At 33.7% G+C, this 16,869-nt stretch carries 16 protein-coding genes and 2 tRNA genes; 14 read left to right on the forward strand and 4 right to left on the reverse strand.

Annotation, left to right across the window (positions count from 1 at the left end):
* Nucleotides 1-19 precede the first annotated feature (19 nt).
* Nucleotides 20-2,374 carry a nitrite reductase large subunit NirB gene (gene nirB / locus D2K62_RS08830; RefSeq protein WP_112181547.1) on the reverse strand — a complete coding sequence of 785 codons (2,355 nt, stop codon included), beginning with the start codon at nucleotides 2,372-2,374 and terminating at the stop codon, nucleotides 20-22.
* A 202-nt stretch (nucleotides 2,375-2,576) separates the two neighbouring features.
* Here nirB and D2K62_RS08835 point away from each other — a divergent pair, with 202 nt between their 5' ends.
* Entirely contained in the window at nucleotides 2,577-3,770 is a 1,194-nt protein-coding gene (locus D2K62_RS08835; RefSeq protein WP_112181546.1) for a class I SAM-dependent rRNA methyltransferase, read from the forward strand.
* A gap of 41 nt (nucleotides 3,771-3,811) precedes the next feature.
* Here D2K62_RS08835 and D2K62_RS08840 read toward each other — a convergent pair whose 3' ends face one another.
* A complete protein-coding gene (locus D2K62_RS08840; protein ID WP_112181545.1) occupies nucleotides 3,812-4,288 on the reverse strand; it encodes a glutathione peroxidase in 477 nt (158 codons plus the stop codon).
* 225 nt (nucleotides 4,289-4,513) lie between these two features.
* Here D2K62_RS08840 and D2K62_RS08845 point away from each other — a divergent pair, with 225 nt between their 5' ends.
* The 12 genes from D2K62_RS08845 (at nucleotide 4,514) to D2K62_RS08900 (ending at nucleotide 13,969) form a co-directional block, all read left to right on the forward strand.
* On the forward strand, nucleotides 4,514-4,948 hold the full coding sequence (locus D2K62_RS08845; RefSeq protein ID WP_117161289.1) for a MaoC/PaaZ C-terminal domain-containing protein: 435 nt from the start codon (nucleotides 4,514-4,516) through the stop codon (nucleotides 4,946-4,948).
* Between the two features lie 282 nt (nucleotides 4,949-5,230).
* Nucleotides 5,231-6,709 carry an ABC transporter permease gene (locus D2K62_RS08850; RefSeq protein ID WP_112181543.1) on the forward strand — a complete coding sequence of 493 codons (1,479 nt, stop codon included), beginning with the start codon at nucleotides 5,231-5,233 and terminating at the stop codon, nucleotides 6,707-6,709.
* 16 nt (nucleotides 6,710-6,725) lie between these two features.
* The gene (locus tag D2K62_RS08855; RefSeq protein WP_112181542.1) at nucleotides 6,726-7,397 is read left to right on the forward strand and encodes an ABC transporter ATP-binding protein; all 672 of its coding nucleotides are present in this window, start codon (nucleotides 6,726-6,728) and stop codon (nucleotides 7,395-7,397) included.
* A complete protein-coding gene (locus D2K62_RS08860) occupies nucleotides 7,390-8,844 on the forward strand; it encodes a PASTA domain-containing protein (protein ID WP_112181541.1) in 1,455 nt (484 codons plus the stop codon). The genes D2K62_RS08855 and D2K62_RS08860 overlap by 8 nt, the downstream gene beginning before the upstream one ends.
* Nucleotides 8,845-9,023: 179 nt before the next feature.
* Nucleotides 9,024-9,488 carry a MarR family winged helix-turn-helix transcriptional regulator gene (locus D2K62_RS08865; RefSeq protein WP_112181540.1) on the forward strand — a complete coding sequence of 155 codons (465 nt, stop codon included), beginning with the start codon at nucleotides 9,024-9,026 and terminating at the stop codon, nucleotides 9,486-9,488.
* Between the two features lie 26 nt (nucleotides 9,489-9,514).
* Nucleotides 9,515-10,321, forward strand: coding sequence for a glutamate racemase (gene racE, locus D2K62_RS08870; RefSeq protein ID WP_112181539.1), 807 nt, complete (start codon nucleotides 9,515-9,517; stop codon nucleotides 10,319-10,321).
* 257 nt (nucleotides 10,322-10,578) lie between these two features.
* Nucleotides 10,579-11,688 (forward strand): GerMN domain-containing protein, encoded by a 1,110-nt coding sequence (locus D2K62_RS08875; RefSeq protein WP_112181538.1) that lies wholly within the window; start codon nucleotides 10,579-10,581, stop codon nucleotides 11,686-11,688.
* Between the two features lie 106 nt (nucleotides 11,689-11,794).
* The gene (rph, locus tag D2K62_RS08880) at nucleotides 11,795-12,535 is read left to right on the forward strand and encodes a ribonuclease PH (RefSeq protein WP_112181537.1); all 741 of its coding nucleotides are present in this window, start codon (nucleotides 11,795-11,797) and stop codon (nucleotides 12,533-12,535) included.
* Between the two features lie 10 nt (nucleotides 12,536-12,545).
* Complete coding sequence (locus D2K62_RS08885; protein WP_117161290.1) at nucleotides 12,546-13,139, forward strand: XTP/dITP diphosphatase; 594 nt, start codon at nucleotides 12,546-12,548, stop codon at nucleotides 13,137-13,139.
* Between the two features lie 15 nt (nucleotides 13,140-13,154).
* A complete protein-coding gene (locus D2K62_RS08890) occupies nucleotides 13,155-13,673 on the forward strand; it encodes a metallophosphoesterase (protein ID WP_112181535.1) in 519 nt (172 codons plus the stop codon).
* A 144-nt stretch (nucleotides 13,674-13,817) separates the two neighbouring features.
* A tRNA-Gly gene (locus D2K62_RS08895) sits at nucleotides 13,818-13,891 on the forward strand.
* Between the two features lie 4 nt (nucleotides 13,892-13,895).
* Nucleotides 13,896-13,969, forward strand: a tRNA-Arg gene (locus tag D2K62_RS08900).
* Nucleotides 13,970-14,844: 875 nt separating this feature from the next.
* Here the strand turns inward: D2K62_RS08900 and D2K62_RS08905 are convergent.
* Nucleotides 14,845-15,084 carry a CHAP domain-containing protein gene (locus tag D2K62_RS08905; RefSeq protein WP_112181534.1) on the reverse strand — a complete coding sequence of 80 codons (240 nt, stop codon included), beginning with the start codon at nucleotides 15,082-15,084 and terminating at the stop codon, nucleotides 14,845-14,847.
* Between the two features lie 208 nt (nucleotides 15,085-15,292).
* Between D2K62_RS08905 and D2K62_RS08910 the strand changes: the two genes are divergently transcribed.
* Nucleotides 15,293-15,508, forward strand: a complete 216-nt coding sequence (locus tag D2K62_RS08910) for a hypothetical protein (RefSeq protein ID WP_112181533.1) — start codon at nucleotides 15,293-15,295, stop codon at nucleotides 15,506-15,508.
* Between the two features lie 529 nt (nucleotides 15,509-16,037).
* Here D2K62_RS08910 and D2K62_RS08915 read toward each other — a convergent pair.
* On the reverse strand, nucleotides 16,038-16,649 hold the full coding sequence (locus tag D2K62_RS08915) for a Type 1 glutamine amidotransferase-like domain-containing protein (RefSeq protein ID WP_117161291.1): 612 nt from the start codon (nucleotides 16,647-16,649) through the stop codon (nucleotides 16,038-16,040).
* Between the last annotated feature and the right edge of the window lie 220 nt (nucleotides 16,650-16,869).

A 16,869-nucleotide genomic window follows, 5' to 3' on the forward strand; every position in this document is an offset into this window, starting at 1 on the left:
TTAAGAAGTATGAAACCTATTAATTACTTAGTAATAACAATTTACGCTGCTTCACACTTCTTTCTAATCTATCAATTAGATAGTTTTGTAATTCTTCATCAAAAAGCACTTCACGAAGGTGAACTAAACTTACTCGATCAATCCATTGCCATGTTCGTTCTAAGTAATTGGCAGATTCACGGTAGTATTGGACGAAACCAAGAATAATGTTAACTGCTTCTTTCTGTGATTCGGTGACAGCTAATAATTCACCTAAGCGACTGTTGCGACCGCTACTACCTCCGACATAAATTTCCCATCCTCTATCCATTTTGATAATACCTATATCTTTTGTAGTGGAACCAGCTCCATTATGTTTACAAGCAGATGCTCCAATCCTGATACGATAAGGTGTTTTTAGAAATTCCATTCTCCGCTCAAGCTCATGTGCGATATGATAACCTGGTAGTTTATCACACTCGCATAAATGATCACCACTGCTAGTTTTAATACTCTGTACTGTATTTGCAGCTGCGGAGTGAAGCCTCATATTGAGATCTGTCCATACAGAAGATAAATCTTCTTTTTTAATGCCTTCTAAATGAATTCTTTGTGCACTTGTTAATGGTAGGGTAGTTATATTGTACTTTTCTGCAACTTTTGCAATAGTTTTCAATTGACTGGTCTGAGCTGTTCCACCATATAGTTGTGGAACGATCGTATAGGTGCCATCTTTACGAAGTTTTGCATTCATCTTTTCATTCACATAGATTGTTTCTTGATTTTGTTCATATTCTGGATAGATCATTTCTAAATAATACTCTATAGCGGGAAGACAAATTGCACAACCGTCATTCGTTCCCCATCCTAGTGTTTCCATAACTTCCGTAACACTAGCTAAATGCTTCGTTTGTATTTCTGTAACTATTTCATCCTCAGTTAGTTTAGTGCAAGAACAGAATCTTTTATCTTCAACTGCTTCATTAAAATATTCACTATTTATATAGGTTAGTAGTTCACTAACAATTGGTTTACAACCACCACATGAGCTGGAAGCTTTCGTACATTGGCGAACTTCATCAACAGTAGTAAGCGCGTGCTGTTGGACATTTTCAATAATAGTACCTTTAGATACAGCATTACATGTGCAAACAAATTCATTTTTTGGCATTGTAGCTACATAAGATTCACTTGGATCTAAAGGCGTAAGTAAAGCAACCTTTTCTTGATCAGCGACGAATTTTTGTTTTATAATTATATCTAACAATCTAGGTCCTTCTTTAGTGTCACCGAACATGACGCTGCCAACCACTTTGTTACCTCTAAAGAAAACTTTCTTATAAGTTGAAGCAACTTCATCATGAAAATGAATGGCCTTTGTTTGATCATCTGTATAGAATTGTCCGACAGAAAATACATCAACTCCTGATATTTTTAACTGTGTTGATAAAACGGATCCTTTATATGGCTCATTATCCTTGGCGCACAAATGTCGTGCGAGTACAGCTCCTTGTTCATAAAGCGGTTTGACAAGACCGTATACCATTTCGTTGTGTTCTGCACATTCACCAACAGCATAAATATCCTCTGAACGCGTTGCGAAAAAATCATCGACAAGAATACCTCTGTTAGTTTCAATACCGGCTTTTTGCGCTAATTGAATGTTTGGTTTTACACCCACTGCCATCACAACAAGATCTGCCTTAGCTATTGTTCCATCTTTAAATCGAATTCCTTCAACCCTAGCGTCTCCAATGATTTCTTCAGATTGTTTTTCTAGAAGAAAATGCATGCCTTGTGACTCTAATTCACTTTGGAGCATATGTGCTGCTGTTTCATCTAATTGTTTATTCATTAAATATTCAGAAATATGAACAACGTCAACTTCCATTCCTAAATTTAATAAGCCTCTTGCTGCTTCAAGGCCAAGGAGTCCACCGCCAATTACTATCGCTTTCTTATATTTCTTTGCCGTGTCGATCATTTTGTGACAGTCATCTATTGTGCGAAAAGAGACAACACCTTCTTTGTCATTACCAGGTAAGGGTAGAATAAAAGGGTTAGAACCAGTTGCTATAATGAGTTTATCATAAGAGGTTATTGTGCTTTTATCGGTCTCTATTAGCTTCTTTTCTTTATTAATATTTGTAACGGTTTCACCAGTATGAAGAAGGATATCATGATCATCATACCAGTTACGGTCATTTATTGTGATATCATTAAATGTTGTATCTCCTTGTAGTACGGAAGATAGCATAATCCGACTGTAATTCACGTGAGGCTCACTACCAAAAATGGTGATATCGTAAAGGGTATTATCCTCTTTTAAAATATTTTCGATACAGCGCAAACCTGCCATACCGTTTCCGATTAAAACAAGTTTTTGCTTTCCCATCATAGTTATCCCCCAGAAAATCTGAATTTGGATTTAATGTTAGCATACATATGGTGAATAATCTGTTTGTTTGTAAGAAAATATTACACACATAATTCCCTGAATTAGATTTGTTATATACGAGGGAAGACTTATTGAAGCTAGCTTTATAGAAAGTCAAATGATAAAGTAAGTACATATATAAACAGTTAGGATGAAGGAAATGCAGAATGACGTACAATTGAAAATTAAAGATAAATTTGTTAATAAATTTAAAATAGGTTTTCCACATATATTTAAAGAAGCCATCTTAAATATGGAGGTACTGGATCAAGAAGGTATAATCGTTCAATTAGTTGATGAGAAAAATCATTTTCTTGGAAGAGGTTATTATGGTAGACAAAACAAGGGATTCGGTTGGGTATTAACTCAAAATGAAAATGAGCCAATTGATCAGCAGTTTTTTGATAAAAAAATCGAAAAGGCATTAGATATAAGAAGTGCCTATTATAAAGATAAAGATACAACTGCTTTTCGTGTCTTTAATGGAGAAGGAGATGGGATCGGCGGTCTGACTATTGAATACTATGCAGGGTTTTATGTTGTAAATTGGTATAGTCAAGGGATTTATCTGTTCAAAGAGCTTATACTGAATTCACTAAAGAACTTAGTTGAATTTAAAGGTATTTACGAGAAAAAACGTTTTGATACTGGTGGAAAATACCTAGAAGACGATGATTTTGTTGCCGGAGAACGCGGCGATTTTCCGATTATTATCAAGGAAAATGGTGTGAATTTTGCCGTCTATTTAAATGATGGTCCAATGACTGGAATTTTTCTTGATCAAAGGCAGGTAAGAAAAACAATAAGAGACAAGTATGCTAATGGAAAATCAGTATTAAATACTTTTTCATATACAGGTGCTTTCTCTGTTTTTGCAGCACTGGGTGGTGCTGAACAGACGACGAGTGTTGACCTTGCGAATCGTAGCTTACCTAAAACGATTGAACAATTTCAAGTGAATGGCCTAGATGAGAACGATCATATCATTCGAGTGATGGATGTTTTTAATTATTTTAAATATGCGGTTAAAAAGAATCTGAATTTTGACATGGTTATTCTTGATCCCCCTAGTTTTGCTAGATCCAAGAAACATACGTTTAGTGCGTCAAAGGATTATGTGAACTTACTTAAAGAAGCAATTGCTATTACAGCGGATCAAGGGATCATTGTTGCGTCAACGAATGCTAGTGGTTTTGGCATGGATAAGTTTAAGAACTTTGTTAATCAAGCTTTTAAGGAAATGGATGAGGCTTACAGGGTTATTGAGACATTTTCTTTACCAGATGATTTTAAGACAATAAAGCAGTATAAAGAGGGAGACTATCTCAAAGTACTATTTCTTAAAAAACTCTAATAAAAAAGGAATCCTTAGATAGACTGAAGGATTCCTTATTATTAAGAAACAATACGTGCAATTTTCTTTTCAATTTTAGCTGGCTCAACTTTAGGTCCAAAACGTTCGATAACCTCACCATTCTGGTCTACTAAAAACTTAGTGAAGTTCCATTTAATGTTATTACCTAAAAATCCTTTGGAATTACTTTTCAAATATTGAAACAATTCATGTGCATTCTTACCATTAACATCAATGATTTCATGGATTGGGAATGTTACACCAAAATTGATTCGACAAGACTCTTCCGCTTCTTCCGATGTACCTGGTTCTTGGTTAGCAAACTGATTACTTGGAAAACCAAGTACAGCAACGCCTTTATCCTTATACTTCTGGTGAATTTCTTCAAGTCCATCAAATTGACCGTTAAGTCCACAATTGGATGCCGTATTTACTATTAACATAACCTGATTCTTGTATGCATCAAGTTGGTATGTTGTGCCATTAGACTTTTTAACTGTGATATCGTAAATACTCATAACTGACCCACTCCCTTACGAAATTAAATTGTGTACAATATAATTAGTATAACACTTTAAAGAATAATGACTAGTAATATTACTCGTATTTAAATTACTGATAGTAGCTTAATTATTTTGCGATCAATTAAATTATTTGATTATAAAGTAGATTATTTTTGGAAAATAAAGCAAGTTGGTGTAATATATTTATTGGTTTTAATTTAGCTGTGAAGGTGGATAATAATGTATATAGAAGATTTGAAGGTCGGTCAACAATTTAATCTAGAACCAATCAAGGTAGAGAAAGAAGATGTTTTAGATTTCGCAAAAAAATATGATCCACAACGTATACATATTGACGAAGAATTTGCAAAGCAAGGGATGTTTAAAGGAATTATTGCATCTGGGTATCAAACAATCGGTCTGGTATGGTCCAGGTGGATTGAAGCGGATGTATTGGGTGATGAGGTGATTACTGGTGCTGGAGTTGACCAAATTAGATGGACAAAGCCTGTCTATCCTAATGATTTATTGATTGGTACTGTTGAGGTGATGAATAAACGATTATCTTCAAGAGGTGGAAGAGGTACGGTAACTTTTTCGTTCACTATAAATAATCAAAATAAAGAGACTGTTACAACCTTTTCGATTGATGTACTGTTAAAAACAAGAGAGTAAAGTAAATCATCCAATTATATAATTTAGATAAACTTAAGCGCTATTCATTTTATGAATAGCGCTTTTTGAGGAAAAGTGGTTAGTTATTTCAGTGTTTATGTATACTAAAATTATACAATTTATTTCAAAATTTAGGTTGTGTATATTCTGTTTGTAAATGTATAATTAAGTTTATATTGACAGATTAATAGAAGAGTTTGGAATTGATACATAATAATTATCATGACATCAGTTTTTATGAATCTTGATTTATGCAATGTTTTTAATTTGAGGGGGTTAGTAATGAATTTTATTAAGCGTGGACTGTTAAGTATTTCAAGAAAAAAAGGAAAGTCACTAATTTTATTGGCTGTAATATTTATTTTAGGGAACGTAATATCAGGTGCTATTTCGATCCAACAGGCTACAGACAATGTGGAAACAAATATAAAAGAAAAATTAGGTGCTGCAGCAACTGTTGAACTTGATTATGAAAAGTTAGAAAATATGGATGAAGAAGACCAAATGACATTAGAAATATCTAATTTAGATCTTGAATTAATAAAACAAATTGGAGAGCTTTCTTATGTGAAATATTATGACTATAACCTGTCCACATGGTTAGGATCAGAGAACGTTCAAAGTTATCAAGGCGAAGGTATGGAAGAAGAGGTTGAAGTAGAATATGAAGGCCCTAGTATCGACTTCATGTTGAAAGGTATTAATTATGCACCAGTAATTGATTTTGAAGAAGGAATAGGGAACTTAATTGAGGGTCGCGTTTTTGAATCAGGTGAAATAGAGAACGGTTCTAGTGTCGCGATAATATCTAGTAAGTTAGCAGAGAAAAATGATTTGCAAATTGGTGATAATATCACATTAACTAATGAGGTATACAGCTATGATGAAGAAACTGGAGAAGAAAAATTAGCAACTTCTCGAGATGTTATATTAGAAGTTATTGGTTTATTTGAACCTAAATCAGCAAGTGTTGAAGAAAGTGAAGAAAGTGGAGAAATGGATTTCATGAATATAGAATATCAAAATACTATTTATGTTCCTAATGAAGTCGTTAGTAGTGAATTAACGTATTATAATGAAGAGTATATGAAAATTGATGAAGAATATGCCGCAATGATTGAAGCAGATGCAGAAGCCCTCACGGAATACTATACACCTATTTTTGTGTTGAATAATTCAGAGGATAGTATTGCATTTGAGGAAGAAGTTCAACCATTATTACCAGAACTTTATAAAGTTAGTAATGCTAGCGATCAATATGACACAATCGCAGCACCAGTTAAATCTATGTCTAAATTAGCTGGTTATGTCTTACTTGTTGCCGTAATTGCTACTGTATTAATTATTGGTTTAGTTGTATTATTGTTCCTTCGAGATCGTAAACATGAATTAGGGATTTACCTCTCTTTAGGTGAACGACGTGCTCGTGTAGTAGGCCAAATTTTAATTGAAGTAATGGTTGTCGCACTAATCGGTATTACCTTATCGCTATTCAGCGGGAATTTTTTGGCGCAGGGTATATCTGAAACGTTGCTCAATGCTGAAGATACTCAAAGTGATGAGGACATGATGTATTACAGTGAATTGGAGGCATATCAATCTAGTGTAACAACGGATGATGTAATGGATTCGTATGAGGTGAAACTGGATTCTAGCTATATACTAATGTTTTATTTAGTAGGATTATTAACGATTCTAGTGTCAACAATCATACCATTAATATATATTGTTCGATTAAATCCTAAAAAAATAATGATGTAGTAGAGAGGTGAAATAGATGATATTAGAAGCAATAGATTTGAATTATTTCTATCAAGATGGAGAAAGTCGTCGTTATATTTTGAAGGATACAAATGTTGGATTTGAAAAGGGAAAGTTTTATACAATATTAGGTCAATCTGGTTCCGGTAAAACAACACTTTTAGCATTACTTAGTGCTTTAGATTCACCACAGAGTGGTAAAGTATTATTTAATGGAAAAGACATAAAAGAAATAGGTTATGAGCAATATCGACGCAATAATGTCGGCATCATTTTTCAAAGTTATAATCTAATTCCTGCGTTTACAGCAGTAGAAAATGTGCTAGTTCCAATGTCTATTACAGAAAATGAAATTCCGAAAGACCAAAATACAGTTGCTTATAATCTATTAGACTATATTGGAATTGTAAAAAGCAAAGCAGATCGTTCTGTGAATAAACTTTCTGGTGGTGAGCAACAACGTGTAGCCATTGCTCGTGCATTAGCTACAAATGTGGAATTAATTCTTGCTGATGAACCTACCGGTAATTTAGATGAGGAAATGGAACAAGAAATTATTAATATCTTTAAGAAATTGGCACACGAACATGATAAATGTGTTGTAGTTGTAACGCACTCGAATGAAATTGCACAACAATCTGACCAAACTTTCACTCTTCAGAAAGGTACTCTATCAGCTTATGAGTGATTTTTTATCAAAATTTAATAAAGAAAAATATGATGGTACTTTGATTGAACAAGATGAAGGAAAATCAACTGAAGCGAAAGATTCGATAGCAAAACCAGAAGATAGTGTGATAGAAAAAGAAGAAGAGAAAGTTATTCCAGAAACAAAACCGCTCTCTTCAACTAGTAGTCGTCGAAGTATTGTAGGAGAAGAATTAGAGTTTGATCCGACTTATCAGAAGAAAAAACGCCGCAAGCTGTTATTTATTATTCTTGGATCAACTCTAGCTTTTATCGTAATGTGTGTTACTTACTATAATGTAGTTCATGCAGAAGTGGAGAATTTTAGGGATAAACCAGTTTCTGAAGCACGAGCATGGGCCAATACGAATGATGTAGCTATTGAACTAACAGAGGAATATAGTGCAGATCTTGAAGCTAATCGAGTAATTTCTCAAAGTATATCAGAAGGTAAAAACATTCGAAAGGGGAAAACGCTTTCGATAGTTAGTAGTTTAGGACCAGATCCTGAAGAAGTTATTCCCTTACCTGACTTTTCTGAAATGAACCAAAGCGATACAGAGCTCTGGATAGAGGAGCAACAAGCTGATAACCTTAAGTTGGTTTCAGAATATAGTGATAAAGTCGAGTCTGGTTCATTTATTAAACTTGTTATTAAGGATAGCGAAATTGATGAAGTAACATATCGTCGCAAGGATAGCGCTGCTGTCTATTACTCTAAAGGTGAAGAAGTATTTGAGAAGAATATTAGTGTCCCAGATTTTTCTGCGAGTACAAAAGAAGAAGTACAACAATGGGCAGATACGAATGAAATTGCATTAACGCTTGAAGATAAAGATTCTAATACGATAGAAGTTGGCAAGGTTATTAGTCAAAGTGTAAAAGCTGAAGAAAAAATTGCTAAGAAAGATAAAATGACCGTCGAGATATCTGTAGGTAAAGCGATAGTCGTACCAAATTTCGGTGAACTTACAATGGATGAAGCAGCCAGTTATCCTGGACTAACGGTAACGGTCAAACAGAAATTTCAATCAAAACTATCTTATGGAAGATTAGTTTCTCAATCGATTGAAGCAGGAACTAAATTAACCGGTGAGGAGGCTCCCGCTATCACAGTTACTTATTCTGAAGGTCGTCCTTTTCTAGCTGACTACCGTGGTGTGATGGAAGGAGATTTACCAAAGTTATTTTATGAAGACTATCAATCTAAAGGGGCAGAAATTGATTATATTGTTAAATATGTTGAGTCTAATGAGGTAAAGGGAACAGTTGTTAGCATGAGTAAATTTAATGCATTTGTTTCTATGGATTATACCGTTGAAGTGCGGATTAGTAATAATGCTTCAGCTGCATCAACGTCCAATCCTTTGGAAGATGACGAAGAAGAATTTGATCAACCGATAGAACCAGTAACAGATGAGGAGTTACCAGAACAAATTGAGAAATAACATAAGAAATAACGTATGGGTGCTTAATCAGATCCATGCGTTATTTTTGTGTTTTGATTTTATATTCTAGCTATAGTTTAACTTTATCATGATATAGAAATAATCAAATTTTGACCTAATTTGATAAAAAAATGATATGATACAAATAGAATAGCTTAGTCAAAGGAGGTTTAGTATTCGTGGATGAAGTTAAAAACGCAGCGACAATTGCAGAAGTAGAGAAAGAACTACGGTATATTTCTGGAATAATTAAACAAAAGGGTCGTGAAATTTTAAAAAACTATCCGATAACGACACCTCAATTTATAGCCTTACAGTGGTTATTAGAAGATGGGGATTTAACAATTGGAGAAGTTTCGAATAAAATAAATTTAGCTTTCAGTACAACAACTGATTTAATAGATAGAATGGAAAAAAATCTTTTAGTGGAACGAAAAAGAGATACAAAAGATCGACGTGTTGTTCGAATACATTTATTAGACAAAGGTAAAGATATTATTCAAGAAGTAATCGAGAAAAGACAGGATTATTTAGAAGATGTCTTAGAAGATGTTTCAACAGACCGAGTAGATGTATTGTATGATATTTTGAAGTTGCTTCACAAACAAATGAAACTGGATCAAGATAAAAATAGTAATGTGTAAACATTTAAGATAAGAGGGGATTTATAGTGGATCAACCGATTGGAGTCATTGACTCAGGTGTTGGTGGTCTGACAGTAGCGAGTGAGCTGATGCGTCAATTACCAAAAGAACAATTAATTTATTTAGGGGATACATTACGTTGTCCATATGGTCCACGACCAAAAGAAGAAGTAATTCAATACACGTTAGAAATGGTTAACTTTTTATTGAAGCAAGATATAAAGTTACTTGTTATAGCTTGTAATACAGCAACAGCTTTCACATTGGAATTACTACAAGAGAAATTAGATATACCTGTGATTGGAGTTATTCAACCAGGAGCTCGAGCGGCGATAAAGATGACAAAAAACATGCAAATAGGTGTTATTGGAACAGAAGGAACAATTGAAAGCCGGGCTTATCCAGAGGCTTTGCATAGTATTAATTCTGAAATAGAAGTACAAGGTCTACCATGCCCTGAATTTGTCCCAATGGTTGAACAAGGTGTATTTACTGGTGCTAAAGCATATCAAGTGGTAGAGAACGCTTTGCAATCTATTAAGGAAAAAGAAATAATTGATACACTAATTTTAGGTTGCACGCACTATCCGCTATTAAAGGATACTATTCAAGCTGTGATGGGAGAAGAAGTTCATATCATCTCATCAGGTGAAGAGACTGCACGAGAAGTTAGTGTAATCTTAGGTTATCATCAAACGATATACGAAGGTGAACGTTCACCAAATCATCGTTTTTATACCACTGGCCCATGGGAAATTTTTGAACGTATTGCGATTCAATGGTTAGATATACCAATTAATATTATTGAGAATGCAGATATAGAAACAAACTAGACGAGTATAGAATAAAATCTGATAAATACAATGAAAGCCCACAACTTATTACTAGAATTATTCAAATAGAGAGAACCGTGCCTACAATAGTCGTAGCCATGGTTCTTTTTTTGAATAATAATACTGATTACAATAAGTGCTGTTTTGCCTTTATGAACATAACAAAGTAATTTCTAGATAATCTAGAGTAAAGATAGGTCTATTTTTCTGAACAGCTCGTATACATAATAATACAAACCATCGTAGGAGGGAAAAACATGAGTATGCGATTATTCAAACTGACAATAAGAATTGGATTACCGATTTTGTTTGTATTATTTTTGACAACTGGTTGTGGACTATTTCAAGGTGAACAAACATTAGAAGAAATAGATGTGCCAGTTGGTCAAACAACTGATACAGAACAAACGGATGACACAGTAGAGCAAGAGACGGTTGAAACGACTGTTGGAGAAGAAGGCGTTGATGTTACAACAACAGAAACAGAAACAGTTCCAAGAGAATTATATTTAATTAATGAAGAAGGAATGGTTGTTCCACAAACAATGGAATTACCTAAAACAGAAACTAATGAAGTAGCTACTCAAGTATTAGAGTATTTAATTAAGGATGGTCCGGTCACTTCTAGTTTACCAAATGGATTTGAGGCAGTTTTACCAGCTGGTACACAAATTTTAGGCTTGAATTTAGAGGAAGATGGTACATTAGTTGTAGATTTGTCAGAAGAGTTTACAGAATATCAGCCGGAAGAAGAACAACAAATCATTCAAGCAATGACATACACGCTTACACAATTTGATAATGTTAACAAAATTAATCTTTGGATTAATGGATTTGAGCAAAAGGAGATGCCAGTAAACGGTACACCACTAACAGATGGCTACTCACGCGCAAATGGCATTAATGTTTATCATGCAGATGGTGTGGATCTTTTGGATAGTGAAGCCGTAACGCTTTACTATCCATCACAACAAGGCGAACAATTATATTATGTGCCAGTAACACAACATGTTGAGATGATTGAGGATAATGTTTATCAATCAGTTGTACAAGCATTGTTAGATGGCCCATCCTATGATCTAGGTTTACTAAATGTTTTTAATCAGAATGCTACAATTATGGAAGAACCAACAATAGAAGATGGTGTCTTGCAGGTAACATTCAGTAAAGAAATTCTAAGTGACGAAGCAAGCGGAGCAATATCTGATGAAGTAATGGAGACATTGGTATTAACGTTGACAGACCAAGTGAATGTAGAAGCTGTTTCTGTAAATGTTGATGATGTTGAACAAGTATTTAATGAACATGGTGTGCCTTATAGCGAACCTGTTTCAAGGGATACCTTTGTACCAGTTGGAAGTTTGTAATAGGAAAAGGAGCTGGAACAATCAGCTCCTTTTTTTCTTTGCATGAAGTTATCGAAATGGGTAAAAATATGTTACGATTAGAAAGAATTAGAAGGAGGAAGAATTTATGAGACCAAGTGAGCGTGAAGTAGATCAACTAAGAGATATAAAAATTGAGACGGGTTATACAAAACATCCAGAGGGTTCAGTATTAATTACAGTTGGAGATACAAAAGTAATATGTAATGCAAGTATAGAAGATCGTGTTCCACCATTTATGCGTAATAAAGGAAAAGGTTGGATAACAGCAGAATATGCTATGTTGCCGCGTGCAACAGATACAAGAAATATCCGTGAGTCTTCAAAAGGTAAAGTATCAGGAAGAACGATGGAGATCCAACGTTTAATTGGTCGTGCCTTACGTGCAGTTGTTGACTTAGATAAAATTGGTGAGCGTACTATTTGGGTTGATTGTGATGTCATCCAAGCAGATGGTGGTACACGAACTGCATCGATTACAGGTGCATTTGTTGCAATTGTTCACGCCTTTGGTACATTAATCGAAAAAGGAACAATCAAAGAAATGCCAATTACTGATTATTTAGCAGCAATCTCTGTTGGTGTGATGCCAGATGGAACAGAAGTTTTAGATTTAGAATATACAGAGGATTCACAAGCACATGTTGATATGAATATCGTGATGACAGGTAACGGAAAGTTTGTAGAAATTCAAGGTACTGGTGAAGAAGCTACATTTAGTCCAGCACAATTACAAACAATGTTAGGTTTGGCAGATAAAGGTTTAAAAGAAATATTTGATATCCAAAAAGATGCATTACAACAGTGGTCAACATATTTAGAAAAGTAGAGGGATAATGATGAAAGAAATCATGATTGCGACCCAAAATAAGGGTAAAGTGAAAGATTTTCAATTGCTATTTAAAAAATATGATATTAACGTGACTTCTTTATTGGATTTGAAAGAACCAATTGACGATATTGAAGAAACAGGTAGTACTTTTGAGGAAAATGCAATCATAAAAGCAGCAACAATTGCAGAAAAATTTAAGATTCCTGTTTTAGCTGATGATTCTGGTTTGGAAATAGATGCATTAGATGGACGACCAGGTGTATACTCTGCTCGTTATGCAGGAGAAGAAAAAGATGATCAAAAGAATCTACATAAAGTATTAGATGAAATGCATGATATCGCAGATGAAAATCGTTCAGCTCGATTTGTTTGTGTACTAGCAATAGTAAGGCCAAACCAAGAACCAGTAGTTAAACGTGGAACATGTGAGGGCAAGATAACACGCATACCAATTGGTACAAATGGATTTGGTTACGATCCGATTTTTCAACCAATTGATACCAAGCTAACCATGGCGCAACTAAACTCTGATCAAAAAAATGAGATTAGTCATCGAGGAAATGCGTTAAAAAAAATAGAAGAATGGGTAAAGAGTATATAGAAAGCGAGGGGTACTATGCCAAAAGTATTGATCACCAGTGATAGTCATGGGTTAACAGAGGAACTTGAAATAATTAAGGAACGTCACAAGGATGAGGTCGACCAAATGATTCATTGTGGCGATTCAGAATTAGAATTTGACGCTAGTCCAATGGATAATTTCAAGAAAGTTACTGGGAATTGTGATTTTGATTCACGGTATCCTGATGAATTAGATTTTGCTGTTGCTGATTTAAACTTTTACATTACTCATGGACATATGCATCAAGTAAAAACTTCTTTAAAACCAGTTATTAAGCGAGCAAAAGAATTAGATGCAAAGATAATTTGTCATGGTCATTCTCATATTGCAGTAGCACAGAAAATCGACAATAAAGTTATCATTAATCCTGGCAGTATACGTCTGCCACGCGTACGTGAAGAAAAAACCTATGCGATTTTATCATGGGAAACAAGTCAAGAATTAACAGTAGATTTTTATGATGTTGATGGAAATCTAGTGAAAGATTTAGGCTTCGAGACAACAATAAAATGATATTCTATAGAAGAAATATGGATTATCCATATTTCTTCTATAACTTTTTTCTTTAAATATATTGACAAAAGACTCAAAACTTAATATAATAAGTCTTGTCTGTTACGAAAGTTAGTACATTTTTTGTACATAAATCAATACCACGCGGGTGTAGTTTAGTGGTAAAACCTCAGCCTTCCAAGCTGATGTCGAGGGTTCAATTCCCTTCACCCGCTCCAATACGTCCCAGTAGCTCAGCTGGATAGAGCAACGCCCTTCTAAGGCGTGGGTCGGGAGTTCGAATCTCTCCTGGGACATCATTAGAAACCTTGTAAACTTAACGTTTATGAGGTTTTTTGTTTTCTTGAGGTTTATATATTTTTTTGGAAAGATACCAAGAGGATACCAATTTTAATCATTTTTAAATAATGTTTCGAAATATGTGGCTGCACTTTGTTCAACTTCCTGGAGTACGTGTCCATAAGTATCCATTGTAGTACCTATTTTCGAATGACCTAGTCTTAGGGAAGGCGAAATTGCAGCATTGGAAGGAAAACATCTAACTGCTGCAACCTTTACAATCAATTGCCATACTTCATATTCACCCTCAAGTCTTGAAAAAGCAGTTTAGATTCTTCTAAGTTATATACTTTAAAATGAGGTTGATGGTGTCTATGGATGAAACACTCGTAAGAAACTAAAAGCTGTTTTAAAATCTAAAGGATGTTCAATTACAAAGAAGATCAATCGTATAAAACTTACCTTTATAATATTGCTAGTTATTATATCTAGTAAATAGTGTTTTTAATAGATTAAAAGAGCCCTCCAGCTTATTATATACACTAGGAGGGTGGTAATTACTTTATATCACCTATTCTTGATAAACCTTTTGAATAAACTAATTTTGAAGAGGTAGCTTCATAAAAAGAACCTTGCAAGAATAGATAAGGAGGTAAGAGACCATATCTCGTGGCAAAACTTTGTGCATCAGGATCAAATATTCCTGGAGCACCAATAGAATATACTTGCCAAACTAGTTTTGAACAATATATATGTTGGTATTATCTAATAGATCTGTTTTGAAACCATAAGGAATATTTGAATTATCATATGTTTTTGCGAATGCTGCAGCACTACTTGCTTTTGATATACTACCAATCCTCACTACTTTTGTACTATCTTTAGCATTAAACTATTTTTTAAAAGAATAAATATCTGGATTATAACCAGGCCCTTTTATCTCTAAATGATTATTTGAGTCAGTTACTATAGCAACATGACCAGTTATTCCTTTAGCGGCAGCGTCGTCTGTCACTAAGATATCTCCTGCTTTTGCTTTTGTTCCATTGGGATAAGAGAAAGCTGATACTGAACTTGCAAATAAAAGGGCGACAAAGATCGACAATAAAAGTAAAAATGAAACTTTTTTCATGAATAAATCTCCTCTTTTCTTTTCTTTATTTTTGGATTAAAATGTTAATAGTGACAAAAAAAGAAGAAATGGTATTAAATGATAAAAAAATATACAAAAATACTATTTTTTTGTATTATTTTCAATAGTTTTACTTTATCTAGTATATTTCTTGTATTTAGCAACCTTTTATGGAAATCCCAAAAAGATTTCAGAAACAGAAGAGATGATGCGGAATTATTTAATTCAAGAAAAGGGATATAGTAATCAAGAGGATATTATATTAATAAAAAGTTGGTATAACTGGAAAGAACCAAGAGGTGAAAAATATGTTGGAGCCGCAGTAATAGAAAATACTGCATATGAGTTCGGAGTAGTTGATGGTGAGATCATGGAATATCACGAAATTCCTGAAGGAGAGGGTATAAATATTCTTAATCCATAACCTCCTAAGTAAATTTCACAAGAAGATGTAATCTAAAGGTTTAATATAGAATAAATCTTTTTGGATACAAAAAGATGATTATTACGTGTCAATATATGTATAAAGTGATATTTTACACCAAATTCATGCTAATCTGTAAATAAAACAGGTAATAAAAAGGAGATATGAATTACTAAGTACAGAATTTGACGAAGAAGTAGGCAAACGAGTTATTAAAGTACATGACATCGAAGAGGATTTTACATATATTTATTACGAAGATGAAGTTGAGGATATTGGCATTCTAGCGTTAAAACTATTTATTAAAGAAAGAGTAGATCCGATAGCAATTGGCGTTTATGATGTTTCGATGCCGTATAGAAAAAAGCCCTCACGGTTGTGGGGGCTTAATTTAATAAATTTCTCATTATCTAACCAGTAGCTTTACCAGCAACTCTACGATCAATACTTTTTATGGACCGTCTTTTTATGACTGAATCTACGTCATTCTTGGTTGCTTATTAAATGCACCAAATTAAATAAGAATTTTTTACCTAACAACTATATTGTTTTGTTCAACTTGTATAACCTGTGAATTTGAAATATGTAAAAGATTTATTCTGAATTCGTAAAAAGCAATTAAATCAAATACTTCGTCTTTAAATGGTTCGCTATTAAAATGGGGGACTGGATAAAAATTTATTAAATTTAAACCATCAAGCGATTTTAATTCAGTTGCTTTTTCTTTATCGTCTAGAAATTTTGCGTATTCTATATTGGGTGATGTTATTATAGCACCTGCTGATTCCCCAATATACAATTTTTCAGAATTAACTTGTTCTGTTATTATCTCATCTACCCCTGATTTCCTTAACTCTTGTAATAAGAAAAAAGTATTTCCGCCTGATACGTAAATGAAATCGTTACGTTCTAACTTTTCTTTAATTTCACATTTTGAAGCTACTGAAATATCAAGCTCTTCAACAACTATCCCTAACTTTTTAAATTCTTCTTTTGCGGTATAAATATAGTGGACTACTTCTTCTGGAACACTTGCAGTAGGAATAAACGTTAAAGTTTTCCCTTTTAAATCCACCTCCACGAATTCTTTGAATAGACCAACGACATCTTTAAGCGAAGATGTTAAAAACATTTTAATCATATCTATTCTCCTTTCTCCTTATTATTCTTGTACAAATTGAAAACTTTTCACACCATTTATAATGTAGATAACGAACAATATGTTTCGACTCGCAATCAGATCAATGATATCCACTCTTTTTACACTTAGAAATTTCTTGTGAAGAACAGTTTCTGTCGAGGACGATGCAGGAAGAATCAATTAAATATTCTCACAAACGATGTTTCTCTGCTGAATTTAG

This window comes from Paraliobacillus sp. X-1268 (assembly GCF_003426095.1).
GTDB lineage: Bacteria > Bacillota > Bacilli > Bacillales > Amphibacillaceae > Paraliobacillus_A > Paraliobacillus_A zengyii.

Coding starts and splice junctions, on each gene's coding strand:
- D2K62_RS08885 (WP_117161290.1), top strand. CDS start 12,546: ATGAAAGAAATCATGATTGCGACCCAAAATAAGGGTAAAGTGAAAGAT.
- D2K62_RS08835 (WP_112181546.1), top strand. CDS start 2,577: ATGCAGAATGACGTACAATTGAAAATTAAAGATAAATTTGTTAATAAA.
- D2K62_RS08890 (WP_112181535.1), top strand. CDS start 13,155: ATGCCAAAAGTATTGATCACCAGTGATAGTCATGGGTTAACAGAGGAA.
- D2K62_RS08910 (WP_112181533.1), top strand. CDS start 15,293: ATGCGGAATTATTTAATTCAAGAAAAGGGATATAGTAATCAAGAGGAT.
- D2K62_RS08840 (WP_112181545.1), bottom strand. CDS start 4,288: ATGAGTATTTACGATATCACAGTTAAAAAGTCTAATGGCACAACATAC.
- D2K62_RS08860 (WP_112181541.1), top strand. CDS start 7,390: ATGAGTGATTTTTTATCAAAATTTAATAAAGAAAAATATGATGGTACT.
- D2K62_RS08855 (WP_112181542.1), top strand. CDS start 6,726: ATGATATTAGAAGCAATAGATTTGAATTATTTCTATCAAGATGGAGAA.
- D2K62_RS08850 (WP_112181543.1), top strand. CDS start 5,231: ATGAATTTTATTAAGCGTGGACTGTTAAGTATTTCAAGAAAAAAAGGA.
- D2K62_RS08915 (WP_117161291.1), bottom strand. CDS start 16,649: ATGATTAAAATGTTTTTAACATCTTCGCTTAAAGATGTCGTTGGTCTA.
- D2K62_RS08905 (WP_112181534.1), bottom strand. CDS start 15,084: ATGAAAAAAGTTTCATTTTTACTTTTATTGTCGATCTTTGTCGCCCTT.
- rph (WP_112181537.1), top strand. CDS start 11,795: ATGAGACCAAGTGAGCGTGAAGTAGATCAACTAAGAGATATAAAAATT.
- nirB (WP_112181547.1), bottom strand. CDS start 2,374: ATGGGAAAGCAAAAACTTGTTTTAATCGGAAACGGTATGGCAGGTTTG.
- D2K62_RS08875 (WP_112181538.1), top strand. CDS start 10,579: ATGAGTATGCGATTATTCAAACTGACAATAAGAATTGGATTACCGATT.
- D2K62_RS08845 (WP_117161289.1), top strand. CDS start 4,514: ATGTATATAGAAGATTTGAAGGTCGGTCAACAATTTAATCTAGAACCA.